At 64.5% G+C, this 15,030-nt stretch carries 13 protein-coding genes; 11 read left to right on the plus strand and 2 right to left on the minus strand.

The features are described 5' to 3' along the window. The first annotated feature begins 59 nt into the window (after positions 1-59). The 9 genes from HU230_RS07280 (at position 60) to HU230_RS07320 (ending at position 9,461) form a co-directional block, all read left to right on the plus strand. Positions 60-1,460, plus strand: coding sequence for an amidase (locus tag HU230_RS07280; protein ID WP_176532276.1), 1,401 nt, complete (start codon positions 60-62; stop codon positions 1,458-1,460). A gap of 17 nt (positions 1,461-1,477) precedes the next feature. Next, positions 1,478-2,473: an acetamidase/formamidase family protein gene (locus tag HU230_RS07285; protein WP_176532275.1), complete on the plus strand. Its 996-nt coding sequence runs from the start codon at positions 1,478-1,480 to the stop codon at positions 2,471-2,473. A gap of 57 nt (positions 2,474-2,530) precedes the next feature. Beyond that, entirely contained in the window at positions 2,531-3,745 is a 1,215-nt protein-coding gene (locus HU230_RS07290) for an urea ABC transporter substrate-binding protein (RefSeq protein ID WP_176532274.1), read from the plus strand. Positions 3,746-3,839: 94 nt separating this feature from the next. Next, positions 3,840-4,706 carry an ABC transporter permease subunit gene (locus tag HU230_RS07295; protein WP_176532273.1) on the plus strand — a complete coding sequence of 289 codons (867 nt, stop codon included), beginning with the start codon at positions 3,840-3,842 and terminating at the stop codon, positions 4,704-4,706. 13 nt (positions 4,707-4,719) lie between these two features. Then, entirely contained in the window at positions 4,720-5,793 is a 1,074-nt protein-coding gene (locus HU230_RS07300; protein ID WP_176532272.1) for a branched-chain amino acid ABC transporter permease, read from the plus strand. Positions 5,794-5,796: 3 nt separating this feature from the next. Beyond that, positions 5,797-6,516: an ABC transporter ATP-binding protein gene (locus HU230_RS07305; protein WP_176532271.1), complete on the plus strand. Its 720-nt coding sequence runs from the start codon at positions 5,797-5,799 to the stop codon at positions 6,514-6,516. Further along, the gene (locus HU230_RS07310) at positions 6,506-7,216 is read left to right on the plus strand and encodes an ABC transporter ATP-binding protein (protein ID WP_176532270.1); all 711 of its coding nucleotides are present in this window, start codon (positions 6,506-6,508) and stop codon (positions 7,214-7,216) included. Before HU230_RS07305 ends, HU230_RS07310 begins: the two co-directional genes overlap by 11 nt. A gap of 63 nt (positions 7,217-7,279) precedes the next feature. Further along, positions 7,280-8,041 carry an SDR family NAD(P)-dependent oxidoreductase gene (locus tag HU230_RS07315; RefSeq protein WP_176532269.1) on the plus strand — a complete coding sequence of 254 codons (762 nt, stop codon included), beginning with the start codon at positions 7,280-7,282 and terminating at the stop codon, positions 8,039-8,041. A gap of 16 nt (positions 8,042-8,057) precedes the next feature. Next, on the plus strand, positions 8,058-9,461 hold the full coding sequence (locus HU230_RS07320; protein WP_176532268.1) for an amidase: 1,404 nt from the start codon (positions 8,058-8,060) through the stop codon (positions 9,459-9,461). A gap of 33 nt (positions 9,462-9,494) precedes the next feature. Here the strand turns inward: HU230_RS07320 and HU230_RS07325 are convergent, their stop codons facing one another. After that, positions 9,495-10,697, minus strand: a complete 1,203-nt coding sequence (locus HU230_RS07325; protein ID WP_176532267.1) for a serine hydrolase domain-containing protein — start codon at positions 10,695-10,697, stop codon at positions 9,495-9,497. 223 nt (positions 10,698-10,920) lie between these two features. Here HU230_RS07325 and HU230_RS07330 point away from each other — a divergent pair, with 223 nt between their 5' ends. After that, positions 10,921-11,595: a helix-turn-helix transcriptional regulator gene (locus tag HU230_RS07330; protein WP_176532266.1), complete on the plus strand. Its 675-nt coding sequence runs from the start codon at positions 10,921-10,923 to the stop codon at positions 11,593-11,595. Between the two features lie 303 nt (positions 11,596-11,898). Here the strand turns inward: HU230_RS07330 and HU230_RS07335 are convergent, their stop codons facing one another. Next, the gene (locus HU230_RS07335; RefSeq protein WP_176531977.1) at positions 11,899-12,939 is read right to left on the minus strand and encodes an IS110 family RNA-guided transposase; all 1,041 of its coding nucleotides are present in this window, start codon (positions 12,937-12,939) and stop codon (positions 11,899-11,901) included. Positions 12,940-13,319: 380 nt separating this feature from the next. On the opposite strand from HU230_RS07335, the gene HU230_RS07340 reads away from it, so the two are divergent. Continuing rightward, positions 13,320-14,897, plus strand: a complete 1,578-nt coding sequence (locus tag HU230_RS07340; RefSeq protein WP_176532265.1) for a gamma-glutamyltransferase family protein — start codon at positions 13,320-13,322, stop codon at positions 14,895-14,897. Positions 14,898-15,030: the final 133 nt, after the last annotated feature.

The raw sequence follows: 15,030 nt of genomic DNA on the forward strand, positions 1-15,030 counted from the left end.
GGGCAGTGCCTGCGCTTGCGTCGTGCCAAGTGCGGTGCCAAGTGCGGGGATGAGAAACGATGCCGACGACGGATCTTCACTATCTCGGGCTCATTGAGGTCGGGCAGCAAATCCAGACCAAAAAGCTCTCGCCGGTCGAGGTGACGAGAGCGATGCTCGGGCGGATCGAGCAGTTCGACGGCAAGCTGAAGAGCTACGCTTATGTGATGGGCGACGCAGCGCTTGCCCAAGCCGCGGCAGCCGAAAAGGAGATCGCGTCCGGCAAGATCAAGGGGCCGCTGCACGGCGTGCCGATCGCCGTCAAGGATTTGTGCTGGGTCAAGGGCGCGCCGGCCGCGCACGGCATGACCATTCATCGCGACTTCCGTCCGAGTGAGGATGCCACCGTGGTCGCGCGGCTGAAGGACGCCGGCGCTGTCATCCTCGGCAAGCTGCAGCAAACCGAGGGCGCCTATGCCGATCATCACCCGAAGATCGATCCGCCGAAGAACCCGTGGAATGCCGATCTGTGGTCCGGCGCATCGTCGAGCGGTTCCGGCGTCGCCACCGCCGCGGGGCTTTGCTTCGGGTCGCTTGGAACCGATACCGGCGGGTCGATCCGCTTTCCCTCGGCGGCCAACGGCATCACCGGGGTGAAGCCGACCTGGGGACGCGTCAGCCGTTACGGCGCTTTCGAGCTCGCCGCAACGCTGGATCACATCGGTCCGATGGCGCGCAGCGCGGCCGATTGCGGCGCGATATTGGCCGTGATTGCGGGCCAGGATCCCAAGGACACCACGTCCGTGCCGCTATCCGTGCCGGACTATCTCGCTGGTTTGTCCGGAGACTTGCGCGGCGTGACGATCGGGGTCGATCGGCGCTGGACCAGCGAGGGCACCGACGAGGCTGCCGGCAATGTGCTCGGCGAAGGTCTGCGTGTTGCCGCTGATCTCGGCGCGAAGATCAAGGAGATCACGTTCCCTGATCCAAAAGCCGTGATCGAGGACTGGTTCCCGCTGTGCGGCATCGAAGTGGCCGTTGCGCACGAGGAGACCTATCCGGCACGCAAGGACGAATACGGTCCGGCGCTTGCCGGCCTGCTCGACCTCGGTCGGGCGCAATCCGGGATGGACTATCAGAAGATCGTGCTGCGGCGCGAAGCGTTTCGCGGCGCCGTGCGACTGCTGTTCGAGACGGTCGATCTGATCGCGGTCCCGGCCCAGGCGTTCGCTGCGCCGACATTGGCCAAGATGGCGGCACTCGGTGAGGACCCGTCGCTGATTACCGGGCTGCTGCGCTTCACCTGTCCGTTCGACATGACCGGCAGCCCGACCGTGACGCTTCCCGGCGGCTTTGCGCCGAACGGCGGTCCGGTCGCCTTCCAGTTTGTCGGCCGTCATTTCGACGAGGCAAGTCTCGTCCGTGCCGGCGATGCCTTCCAGCGCGTCACCGACTGGCACAAGCGCCATCCCGCGATCTGAGTTGAGGAGCCATTCGCATGACCGAAGACTGGTTGAAGAGTTCCATCATGGCCAAGCGGGCCGTCGCCAAGGGCGCGACGGGCACGACCCATAGTTTGACGATCGAGCAACAGGGCAGCTTCCATTACGTCTATGGACCTTATGCCAAGCCGACCCTATCGATCGATCCGGGCGGGGTGGTCATCGTCGAGACTGAGGATGCCTTCGGCGGCGTGCTCACCAGCGAAAGCGACAGCCCCACGGCGAAGCTGAATTTCCCTTACCTGAACCCGCAGTGCGGGCCGATCGCGGTCAAGGGCGCCAGGAAGGGCGATTGCCTCGCCGTCTATATCCGCGACGTCGAGACCCGCGGCGCGCAGCCGGCAGGCACCACCTGCATCATTCCGGAGTTCGGCGGCCTGGTCGGGACCGCATCCACGGCGCTGCTCAATCCGCCGCTGCCGGAGCGCGTCAAGAAGCTGCACGTCGACCGCAACGGCGTGCGCTGGAGCGACAAGATCACGCTGCCCTATGAGCCGTTCATCGGCACCATCGGCGTGTCGCCCGAGATCGAGGCGATCTCCTCGCTGCAGCCCGACTATCACGGCGGCAACATGGACCTGCCCGACGTCGCACCTGGCTCCATCATCTATTTTCCGGTGCATACCGAAGGCGGGCTGCTCTATGTCGGCGATTGCCACGCAACCCAGGGCGACGGCGAGCTTTCGGGCGTGGCGCTCGAACAGCGCGCGACCGTGACGCTGCAGATCGACCTGATCAAGAACTGGAGCTTTGCCTGGCCGCGGCTCGAGACGCGCGACTTCATCATGACGATCGGCAGCGCACGCCCGCTCGAAGACGCGGCACGGATCGCCTATCGCGAGCTCGTGCGGTGGATGAGCGCCGATTACGGCTTCGATGAGATCGACGCCTACATGCTGCTCAGCCAGGCCGGCCGCATGCGGCTCGGCAACATGGTCGACCCCAAATACACGATGGGGGCGTCGATCCTGAAGAATTACCTCAAGGCGTGACTTCCACATCTTTCAACGACAAGGAACATCGCGATGAATTCGGGGCGTATAGTCGGAATGGCTTTGCTTGGTGCCGTACTCGGGACGGCTGTCATTGGTGCTGCTCAGGCGGCCGACCCGCCGCTCAAGGTTGGCTTGCTGGAGGACGTCTCCGGCGATCTGGCATTCATGGGCATGCCGAAGCTACATGGATCGCAACTGGCGGTCGAGGAGATCAACAAGAGCGGCGGCATTCTCGGCCGCCAGATCGAGTTGATTCACCTTGATCCCCAAGGTGACAATGCCCGCTACCAGGAGTTCGGCCGAAGGCTGCTCAACCGCGACAAGGTCGACGTGCTGATCGGCGGCATTACCTCGGCGTCGCGCGAGGCGTTGCGTCCGATCGTCGATCGCACCACCACGCCGTACTTCTACACGAACCAGTATGAAGGCGGCGTCTGCGATGCCTCCATGGTCAGCATGGGCGCGGTGCCGGAGCAGCAGTTCTCGACCCTGATCCCCTGGATGGTCCAGAAGTTCGGCAAGAAAGTCTACGTCATCGCCGCAGACTATAATTTCGGCCAGATCTCGGCGGAGTGGAACCGCAAGATCATGAAGGACCTCGGCGGCGAGGTGGTGGGCGAGGAGTTCATCCCGCTCGGCGTCTCGCAGTTCGCGCAGACGATCCAGAACATCCAGAAGGCGAAGCCGGATTGGCTGCTGACGATCAATGTCGGCGCCGCGCAGGACTCGTTCTTCGAGCAGGCGGCCGCGGCCAACCTCAATTTGCCGATGGGGTCCTCGATCAAGGTCATGCTCGGCTTCGAGCACAAGCGGTTCAAGCCGCCGGCGCTCAACAACATGCATGCGACCGCCAATTGGTTCGAGGAGATCGACACGCCCGAAGCCAACGACTTCAAGAAGCGCTGGCACGCCAAGTTCCCCGACGAGCTCTACATCAACGACATGGGCTACAACGCCTATAACGCGCTCTATATGTACAAGGCGCTGGTCGAGAAGGCGAAGTCGACCAAGCTCGAGGACATGCGCAAGGTGATCGCGACCGGTGATGCCTGCATCGACGCACCCGAGGGCAAGGTCTGCATCGATCCGAAGAGCCAGCATACGTCGCACCGCATGCGCCTGATCTCGGTCGGACCCAAGCATGAGGTGACGGTCGAGAAGGATTACGGAACGATCCAGCCATACTGGCTCGGCGAGATCGGCTGCGACCTCACTAAGAAGAACGACAAGGATCAGTACACGCCGAGTCATCTTCCCAGCAAATCGTGATGCAAGCGGGCACGAATCTTGCTCGTGTTTTGCCTCACGGCTTTGAAGCGAACCGGCGCCGCAATGATGCGGCGCCGTGATCACGGAGAGTGGAATGTCGGCTGAACTCTTCTCGGTATTCTATCAGTTCGCCGACGTCTTCGCGTTCCTGATCCTGTCGGCCGCGGGCCTTGCCATCGTGTTCGGCATGATGGGCGTCATTAACATGGCGCATGGCGAGTTCATCATGTGCGGGGCCTACGTGACGGTCGGGCTCGTCAATCTCGGCGTGCCGCTCCCGATCGCCCAGATCCTCGCAGCGCTGACCGCGGGGATCATCGGCATGATCGTCGAGTACCTCGTCGTGCGGCGCTTCTACAAACGTCCGCTCGACTCCCTTCTGGCGACCTGGGGCCTCAGCCTGATCGTGACGCAGTCGATGCTGCTGATCGTAGGCTCCGCGGTGCGCGGTATCGGCACGCCGGAAGGAAGTTTTGCGATCGGCGGCTACACATTCTCGACCTATCGCCTCGTGCTGTTCGGCTGTGCGGTGGCGGTGCTGGCCGGGCTCTACATCGTCTTCATGAAGACGCGCTTTGGCGTGATCGCGCGCGCCACAATGCAGAATGCGGCAATGGCGAAGGCGCTCGGCGCGCGCACCGGCCGTATCTATTCCATCAGCTTCGGGATCGGCACGGCGCTCGCAGGACTCTGCGGCGCGCTCTACGCGCCGACCATGACGCTGATCCCGACCATGGGCGCGACCTTCGTGGTCGAGAGCTTTGTCACCGTCGTGATCGGCGGCGCCAATGTCCTGCTCGGAACCGCACCGGCGGCAGTGTTCCTGGCGATGATCAGGATGGCGCTCAATGCGAGCTACGGGCAGATCATCGGGCAGATCGGCATGCTGTTTGCCGTGATCCTGATCATACGGGTGCTGCCCGAGGGGTTATCCAGCGTGCTGGTTCGTCGTGGGCGCTAGACGGGAATTTCTGATGTTGAAGCTGCTCGACGGTCCGCAGACGCTCGGACGCGGAAAGATCTTCTGGTCCTGCTTCGTTGCCGTGCTGGCGGGCGCGTTGATCTATCCGTTGTTCGCCGACTCCTATGATGTCGGCAACTTTGCCTACTTCCTGATCTGGATCTTCATGGCGCTCGGGCTCTGCCTGATGTGGGGCTACGGCGGCATGCTGTCGTTCGGCCAGACCTTCTTCTTTGGCATCGCAGGCTACGGCTATGGCGTGCTCGCCATCAACATGGGCGGGGGAACGGCCACCATCGCGGCCCTCGTGCTCTCGGTTGTCATCGCGATGATGGCGGCGGGGGTCCTCGGCTATTTCATGATCTGGGGTGGCATCAGCGGGATTTTCTTCGGCATCGTGACGCTGTCGGCGACGCTGGTGCTGGCCTTCTTCCTCGGGCAGACGGCAGGGCCGGAATGGCATATCGGTCCGGCCCGGCTCAACGGCTTCAACGGCATGAAGGGAATGGATCCGCTCACCGTCGGCAGCTTCGACATCGAGGGATCGGCGCTCTATTACGTCATGATCGCACTGATCGTGATCGTCTACATCGCGCTGCGCATGCTGGTGAACTCGAGCATCGGCAACGTGATCGTGGCGACCCGCGAAAATCCGCAGCGCGCCGAGATGCTCGGCTACGACGTCCGTAAGTATCAACTCCTGACCTTCGTGATCGGCAGCGGCCTCGCGGGCCTCAGCGGCGCGCTGTACACGTCCTGGGGGCAGTTCATCACGCCGTCCAGCATCGGCCTGCCGGCGGCGGCGATGCCGATCGTGTGGGTGGCGTTCTCCGGACGCAATGATCTGACCGCGACCCTGGTCGGATCGTTCCTGCTGCTGTTCGGCTTCCAGACCATCACGGTCTACAGCCAGCAGGCCGCGCTGGTGCTGATGGGCGCGCTCCTGCTCGCCACCGTGATGCTGGCGCCCCAGGGCTTTGTCCTCGGTATCGGCAAGCTCGTCGTCGATTGGTGGAGCAGACGTCGGCGGCGCGACGAGGCCCCTGCGCTGGCGGATGCCGGCCGTCTGCAATCGGATGAGACCTGAACCATGGCGCTGGTCGATGTAAAAGGTGTCTCCAAGCGCTTCGGTGGATTGACCGCCGTCTCCGATGTCGATCTGACGGTCAATGCCGGTGAGGTCCATTGCCTGATCGGCCCCAACGGGGCCGGGAAGAGCACGCTTTTCAAGCTGATCGTTGGCCTCTATCCACCGACCACCGGCAGCATCTTCTTCGACTCCGTCGATATCACCGCGGAGCGACCCTACGCGCGGGTGCAGCGCGGCATGAGCATCAAGATGCAGGCGCCGAGCGTGTTCAAGGAATTGCCGGTGCGGCAGAACATCCAGATCGCGCTGCAGGAGCGGCTTTCGGGCGCGGAATGCCGGGTTGAGGAGGAGCGGCTGCTGGCGCTGCTCAATCTGGCTGACGATAGCGGCAGGCTCGCCGGTGTGCTGTCGCATGGCCAGCAGCAATGGCTGGAGATCGGGATGGCGCTCGCATTGCAGCCGCAGCTTTTGCTGCTGGACGAGCCGACCGCCGGCATGTCGCCGGAAGAGACCTACAAGACCGGCGAACTGATCAAGTCGTTCAATGCCGAGGGTATGACGGTTCTTGTCGTTGAGCACGACATGGCGTTCGTGCGTCAGGTCGCCCAGCGCGTGACCGTTCTGCATCTTGGCAAGATCTTCGCGCGCGGCAGCTTGGAGGCGATCCTGGAAGACGAGAAGGTCGCGGAAATCTACCTGGGTAAGACCCATGCCCACTGATCGCATCCTGGACGTATCGGGACTTTGGGCGGGCTACGGCGCGACGCCGATCCTGCAGGGCGTCAGCATGCAGGTTGCGCGCGGCGAGATCGTCGGCGTGATCGGCCGCAATGGCGTCGGCAAGTCGACCCTGATGCGGTGCCTGATCGGGCTGCTGCAGTCCTGGCGCGGCACCATCACCTTCATGGATCAGGATGTCACGGAGCTCGAGGCCGATGCGCGAGCGCGTGCCGGCTTCGGCTACATCCCGCAGGGCCGCGATGTCTTCCCGCAGATGAGCGTCGAGGAGAACCTGCAGGTCGGTGAACTGATCGGCGGACCCGATGGAAAGAAGCTGCCGGAACTCGTGTATGAATATTTCCCGCGCCTGAAGGAGCGCCGGCGGCAGATCGCCGGCACCATGTCGGGCGGCGAGCAGCAGCAGCTTGCGATCGGCCGCGCGCTGATCGGTAATCCGTCGTTGATGATCCTCGACGAGCCGTCCGAGGGCATCCAGCCCTCGATCGTGCAGCACATCTGCGAGGCGCTGCAATCGTTCCGAGCCGAGCTCGGGACCACGATCATCTTCGTGGAGCAGAACCTCGACACCATCCTGGCGATCGCCCAGCGCTGCTACATCATGGAGAAGGGCAAGATCACGCGATCGCTGGCCGGCGAGGAGGTCAACGCGGACAATGTTCGCGCGCAGCTGCTGCTTTGATCGGCCACGCCATGTGGTGAGGAAGTGCGCGTTCCATAATTGATAACAACGGAGGGAATGGAGATGGATCTGGGACTCAAGGGAGCAAAGGTTCTCGTGACCGGCAGCACCAAGGGAATCGGACGCGCGATCGCCGACACGTTCGCGGCCGAAGGTGCCAATGTCGGCATCTGCGCGCGCAATCAGGCGGATGTCGACACTGCGGTCGCCGCGATCAAGGCCAAGGGCGTTGCGGCGTTCGGTGGAGCGGTCGACGTCTCGAACGGACCGGCGCTGAAAGCCTGGGTCGCCGACATGGCCGGAAAGCTCGGCGGCATCGATGTCGTGGTCGCCAATGTCAGCGCGCTGTCGATCGGGCAGGACGAGGAGAGCTGGGAGAAGGAATTCTCCACCGACATGATGGGGACGGTGCGCCTCGTCAACGCGGCGATGCCCTATCTCGAGAAAAGCGCGGCGGCGGCGATCGTCACCATCTCCAGCGTGTCGGGGCGCGAGGTCGATTTTGCCAGCGGTCCTTACGGGACGTTCAAGGCCGCGATCATCCACTACACGCAGGGCCTCGCCTACCAGCTCGCGGCCAAGGGCATCCGGGCCAATTCGGTGTCGCCGGGCAACACCTATTTCGAGGGCGGTGTCTGGAACATGATCAAGGACGGCAATCCCGAACTCTACAAGACCGCGCTGGCGCTCAATCCGACCGGTCGCATGGGCACGCCGCAGGAAATGGCGAATGCCGCGGTATTTCTCGCGAGCAGGGCGGCGAGCTTCATCACGGGCACCAGCCTCGTCGTGGACGGCGCCTTGACGCGCGGCGTTCAGTTCTAGCCGGGGCCACAACGACATGTCAGCGGATCCATTGCACTACAAGTCGATCACCGAGATCTCCGGGCTCATTCGCCGTGGCGAGGTGAAGGCCTCGGAGATCGCGGAGGCGCTGCTAGGCCGGATTGCGAAGCTCGATGGGCAGTTTCATGGCTACGCGCACGTCCTTGCGGAGCGGGCCGTGGCGCAGGCGAAGCAGCGCGACGCGGAGATTGCCAAGGGCATCTGGCGCGGCCCGTTGCATGGCGTTCCGATCGGGCTGAAGGACCTCTGCTACACGACGTTTGCACCGACCGCTGGCGGCACGACAATCCATGCGAAGTTCGTGCCGTCCTTCAATGCCACGATCGTGGATCGGCTCGAAGTCGCCGGTGCAGTGACGCTCGGCAAGCTCAAGATGACGGAGGGGGCCTATACCAGCCATAATCCGGCGATCCAGGCTCCGCTCAATCCGTGGAATGTGAACTATTGGGTCGGCTCCTCGTCGACCGGATCGGGCGTCGCGACGTCGGCGGGGCTCTGCTACGGCTCGATCGGCAGCGACACCGGCGGCTCGATCAGATTTCCGTCGGCGACCTGCGGCTTGACCGGCATCAAGCCGACCTGGGGCCGTGTCAGCCGGCACGGAATCTTCCCGCTGGCGGACTCGCTCGATCACGTCGGACCGATGTGCCGCAGCGCTGCCGACGCCGGAGCAATGCTCGGCGTCATCGCCGGCGCGGATGCCAACGATCCGACCGCCTTGCGCGCCCCGGTGCCGAACTATCTGGCCGGCGTCGGCGAGAGCATCCGGGGCTTGAGGATCGGCGTCGATCGCAGGTACACCCAGGAGGGAATCGATCGGCAGGTCGTCGCCGCCCTGGTGCAAGCGGAGCGCGCGCTTGCCGATCTCGGTGCCGACATCCGGGAAGTGCATTTCCCGCCCTATCAGAAGCTGGTCAGCCAGTGGATTGCGATGTGCTCGGTGGAAACGGCGGAGGCGCATCTGGACACCTACCCGTCGCGGAAATCGGAATACGGGCCGGACCTCGCCCAACTGATCGAGCAGGGCAGGGCGACGAGTGGTGTCGACATCGCGGCGATCCATCACGAGCGGCTGAAGTTCGCAGGCAGCCTCGCTGCGATGTTCGAGGATATCGATCTCTTGCTGATCCCGACGATGCCGGTGCCGATCCCGACGCTCACCAAGATGAGCGAATACGGCGCCGACCCCAGCGTCCTCCTGAACATTCTGCGCTTCACGGCGGTGTTCGACTTCTCGGGCAGCCCGACCATCACGCTGCCGATGGGCATGGCGTCGGACCAGATGCCGCTCAGCATGCAACTGGTCGGCCCGCATCTGTCCGAGGACGTGCTGGTCCGCGCCGGCGCCGCATTCCAGTCGGTGACGGACTGGCATACGCGGCGGCCGCCGATCGAATAGCGCGTCGTCGTTGACTCTCCGCGTCGCGCCCCGTCAGGCCTTGCCGGCAAGTCTGGCCGCAATCGCACGGTAGCCGCGCATCCACATGTGATCGAGATCGAGGTCCATCGGCAGCGGCTGCGACGAGACGCGGGCGATCACGGTCTCGTTGGCCGGATCGATGTAGATCCACTGGCCATGGATGCCGACCGCGGCGAACGGGGTTTCGTTGCGATCAATCGTGTACCACTTGTTGCGGTAGTTGCCGTTCGGAAACACCTTGGTCAGGTCGCCGCGCGACCAGGGCTCGGCATTGCCGTTTTGCCTGATGTCGTCGACCCACCAGCCCGGCACCACCTGCCGTCCGTTGCTGATGCCGTGGTTGCGCATCATCTCGCCGAAACGGGCGAGATCGCGCAGTGTCGCGCAGATGCCGCCGGCGACGCGGGCCGCGCCGCGCGAGTCGACGGCGATGTAGGCATCGTGCTCGGCGCCCATCGGCTGCCACAGATACTGCGCGAGGATCTTCGCGTAGGATATGCCGCAGGCGCGCTCATAGACCCAGCCGAGCACGTCGGTGTTGGTCGAGACGTAGTGGAAGGTGTGACCATGCGGCGTGCCGTTCGACCGCAGGGTGCGCAGATAGTCGCGTAGATTGGTCGGCGGCACGGTCGGGTCCGGCGGCTCCCAGCCGGTCGAGCGCCGGTAGTTCATGACGTCGCCGTCGCGCGCCATATAGTCCTCGTCGAAGCGGATGCCGACGCTCATGTCGAGCAGGTGGCGCACCGTGCAGCTGCCGCCATAGACCGATCCCTCCATCTCCGGGATGTAGCGCGTCACCGGTGCGTCGGGATCGAGCTTGCCGTGATCGGCCAGGATGCCGCCGAGCGTTCCGGCGACCGACTTGCTGACCGAAAAGATCAGATGCGGGGTGTCCGGTGCCAGGCCGTGGGCATACCATTCGAAAGCGACCTGTCCGCGGTGCGACACGACGATGCCGTCGGTGTGGCTTGCGCGCAGCGCCTGGCCGACGCCGACCGTCTCGCCGCGCGGGTTAGCGAAGCTGACGTCGTCGAGATAGCGCGGCGCAAAGGACAGCGGGGCCGGCGTCGGGGCGCGCGCGATGTTGGCGGTGGGAAGCAGTTCGCGGACATTGCGGAATGCCCACTCGCTGAAGGGATGCTGGCGCCAGTTGGCGAGCGTGACTTGTTCGTCGGCCGCCGACGGGAAGGCGGCCATGATGCGACGCGAATTCATTGTTGATCCAATAATGATACCGGGGACAAAAGTTCCGTATAGCTCGCGCCGCTCGCAATCAACCGGATGGTGGAGGTCATGGCCGGGTTACTCCGGCGTAACCGTTTCCGGGACGAGCGCTTGGCCCGCAATTTGCTTGACTATGCCCGGCGTCTGTCTCAGCGTGCCGGCGATGCGACGCGCAGACGTTCGCCATCGGGGAACATCGATCGGGAGGTAGGTCATGATCGCGCTTCTGGGCCGACCGGATCCGGCAACCACACAGGCCATCCAGTTCGCGCGCGGGATCCTCGAAGGCTCGGCGACCGCGTTCTACGAGGTCGACGGCAACCTGACCCTCAACCGCTTCGTGCTCTCTAGCAACGTTCCGCCGAGCTTCCACGACCAGTATCTCGCCGGCATGAACCGGCTCGATCCGTTGCATCCGCGCTCCGCGAGCAACCGGCCGATCGCCCGGCTGAGCATCGCGCTCGACCAATGCGCGTCCCAGGAGGCGGCGACCTATCGTGCGTTTGCCGGCCAATGCGGTGTCGCCGACATGATCGAGTTCTTCTTCCGCCGCAACGACCGGATCGTGGCCGGAATGAGCGTGCTCTGGGCGCCGGGCTGTGCGATTCCCGACGGCAGCATGCACATCGCCGAGAAGATCCACGAGTACCTCGAATTCAACCTGACCAGCCGGCTATCCCCGAATCCGGACGAGCCGGCGCGCTACGGACTGACTTCGCGCGAGATGGAAGTGGTCGAGCTGTTGTGCTGCGGCCGCACCAACCGCGAGATCGGCGAGTGCCTGAGCATCGGTCTTGCGACGGTGAAGACGCATTTGATCCATATCTTCGAGAAACTCGGCGTCGAGACCCGCTCCGCCGTCGTCGCGCTGATGTCGCGGCCGCACTGAGACGCGGCTCTTTCCTCCCGTCGTCCCGGCGAAGGCCGGGACCCATATGTGGACGGCCCCCGTGGCACAAGAGCTTTCTGGGATTGATCGGATCGCTTGCATCCATATGTCCGGCCTGTTGAGTGCGATCGAATGGATCGCTGGCCAAGATGGTTTGCGCGATGCGAGTTCCAAACAACTCCGCGACCTGTTGACGGCCGATGGGTCCCACGGATTGTCTCGCATCGTTGCTCGATCGATCGCTCCATCTGCTCTTGCAGCTCCGGGTCGGCTGACGAGCGAGCCCGCCAGCCGGCCAATCTGTTAAGCGGTACCCGTCGTCGCGGCATTCAGCCGTGCGGCGTCATAACTCTCACCCGTCACCATCAGCTTCCAGACGATGCGCGCCACCTTGTTGGCGAGCGCTACGGCCGCAAGCTTCGGCGGCTTACGCTTGATCAGCGCCAGCAGCCAGCGCGAGTGATGACCGCGCCCCCGCCTGGCCTGCTGGATCACCGCCGTGGCCCCGACGACCAGCAGACGGCGCAGGTCCTGGTCGCCCGCCCGGGTAATCTTGCCGAGCCTGGTCTTGCCTGCGGTGGAATGGTCCTTGGGCGTGAGGCCGAGCCAAGCCGCAAAGTGACGACCGGAGCGGAACGCGCCCGGATCAGGTGTCTTCATCACCAGCATCGTTGCAATGATCGGACCGACCGAGGGGATCTGAGCCAGGCGCCGGCCCGTGGCATCGCCGCGGTGCCAGGCCATCAGCCTGGCCTCAACCACCTCCAACTCGCCCTCGAGCCTGACGCACTCCCGGCCCAGCACGACAAACAGCTCGCGCGCCAGAGCGGGAAGCGTCTCGTCCTGCGCGATCCGCGCCAGCAGTGGTTCGATCGCGTCCAGTCCCTTGGGCGCGATCAGGCCATACTCCGCCGCATGGCCGCGGATCGTGTTGGTCAATTGGGTGCGCCGGGCGATCAGTCCGTCGCGGACCCCCATCAGCATCAGCGCAGCCTGCTGCTCGGCCGTCTTCACCGGCACAAAGCGCATGCTCGGCCGGCTCATCGCTTCACACAGGCCTTCTGCATCACGCCCGTCATTCTTGTTCCGCATCACGTAGGGTTTAACCAATTGCGGCGCCATCAGCTTCACCTCGTGACCGAGCTTGGAAAGCTCGCGCGCCCAATATTGCGACGCCCCGCAGGCCTCCATCCCGATCACCGTCGGCGGCAATTTGGCGAAGAACTCCAGCACGAGTTTGCGCGAAAGCTTCTTGCGTAAGACCGGCTGCTCGGACGCATCAACCCCATGCAGCACAAAAATATGCTTCGACGTATCCATCCCAATGCGGATAATCTGGTTCACGGACGGCTCCCATGTCTGAGATTTGCAACAACCTCATTCTGGCACACTGATGCCGTAGGGGGCCGTCCACACCATCAACTCCGCGGCGGATATGTCGGTGGGACGCGTCGTTCCAGCGTCGCGCAACAATCACCTTCGGTGGTAATGGGTCCGGGCCTTCGCCGGGACGACGTTTGTTGCGCGGCCTGTGGGTCAAGCATCCGCGCTCTCGCAACATGTTTTGTCCGAGCTTCGTTATTCGCTTCACTCTCGCGTCCACCCGATCCACCGTTAGGTGGATTGCTGCCTGTCGGGCTGCCGATCGAGAGTTCCTCGAGGACCGGTGTCGTTTTCGACAATGTTGGCGAGCGGCTGCCGCTCGCAGCATTGAAGGATCCGACATGCGTGATTTCATGGCCATCGGCCGCTCGGTGGCGGTTGCGGAGCGGGGCATGGCCGCGACCTCGCACCCGCAGGCGACACTTGCCGCGGTCGAGATGTTGAAAGCCGGCGGCAATGCCGTCGATGCCGCCGTGGCGGCGGTGGCGGTGCAGGGCGTCGTCGAGCCGCAGATGACCGGGATCGGCGGCGACTGCTTTGCGCTGTATTCGCCGAAGGCCGGGGAGCCGATCGCGCTGAACGGCTCGGGCCGCACGCCCGCCGGCACCGATACTGAAAAATATGCCGGCAGCAGCGCGCGCGACATTCCGCCGACCGCCCCTGAAGCCGTGACCGTGCCCGGCGCCATCGACGCGTGGTGCAGGCTGGTCGCCGATCACGGCAGCAGGTCGCTGGAAGAGATCTTCCGGCCGGCGATTGCGGCGGCCGAGCAGGGCTTTTGCGTCACACCGCGCGTCGCGGAAGACTGGCGCCGCTTCCGGGCGCGGATCGAGATCGACGCCAATGCCGCTGCGCAGTTCCTTCCCGGCGGCAAGGCGCCTGAGGTCGGCGACATCCGCACGCAGCCTGCGCTTGGCCGGACCCTGCGCCGGATCGCGCAGCACGGGCGCGAGGCGTTCTACGCAGGCGAGGCCGCCGACGAGATGGCCGGCATCTTGCGCGGATTGGGTGGTGCCCACAGCATCGAGGATTTCGCGGCGCAGACCTCGGACTACGTGCGCCCGATCTCGGCGCGCTACCATGACCACGACGTGATCGAGTGTCCGCCGAACGGGCAGGGCCTGGCGGCGCTGATGATCCTGCGCACGCTCGCCGGCTTCGATGTCGGCGTGCTGGCGCAGGCCGATCGCATCCATCTGCTCGCCGAAGCGACCAAGGCCGCCTACCGCGCGCGCGACGCCTTCTTCTGCGATCCCGCTGCCGGCAAGGTCGATTCGGCCGCATTCCTTGCCGACGACTATATCGGGCGGATCCGCAGCAAGATCGACATGAGCCGCGCGTCCGCGCCTGCGATCTGGGACGATATCGAGCATCGCGACACCGTCTATGTCACGGTGGTCGACCGCGACCTCAACGCCGTCTCGCTGATCAACTCGCTGTTCTATCCGTTCGGCAGCGGCATCTATGCGCCGAGATCGGGCATCCTGCTGCACAACCGCGGCTGGAGCTTTCGCGCCAGGCCCGGACACCTCAATTCGCTCGGGCCGCGCAAGCGCCCGATGCACACCATCATCCCGGGCCTGCTGCGCAAGGACGGCAAGACCGTGATGTCGTTCGGCGTGATGGGTGGGCACTACCAGGCCGCCGGCCATGCCAATCTGCTGTCGAACATCTTCGACATGAAGATGGATGTCCAGGCGGCGGCCGAGGCACCGCGCTCCTTTGCCTTCGACGGCGCACTGTCGCTGGAGACGACGATATCACCGGCGATCCGCGACGAACTGCGCGCCCGCGGCCACGATGCCCGCTTCTCCGAGGAGCCGATCGGCGGTTGCCAGGCGATCCGCATCGACCATGCCCGCGGCGTTCTGCTCGGCGCCTCCGACCACCGCAAGGACGGGCTGGCGTTGGGCTTTTGAGGGGGCCGCCTGCCCGCACTGCGGGGGGCGGGCGGAGCATCCACCGGACGGTGGATTGTTCCAAATGCCGACATGTCGAACGTTTGGCCGATCATGCCGGCGCCGTGCACGGTTTCGCCGCTGTGCACCGCAC

The sequence above is a fragment of the Bradyrhizobium quebecense genome (assembly GCF_013373795.3).
In the GTDB taxonomy this organism is placed as follows: Bacteria; Pseudomonadota; Alphaproteobacteria; order Rhizobiales; family Xanthobacteraceae; genus Bradyrhizobium; species Bradyrhizobium quebecense.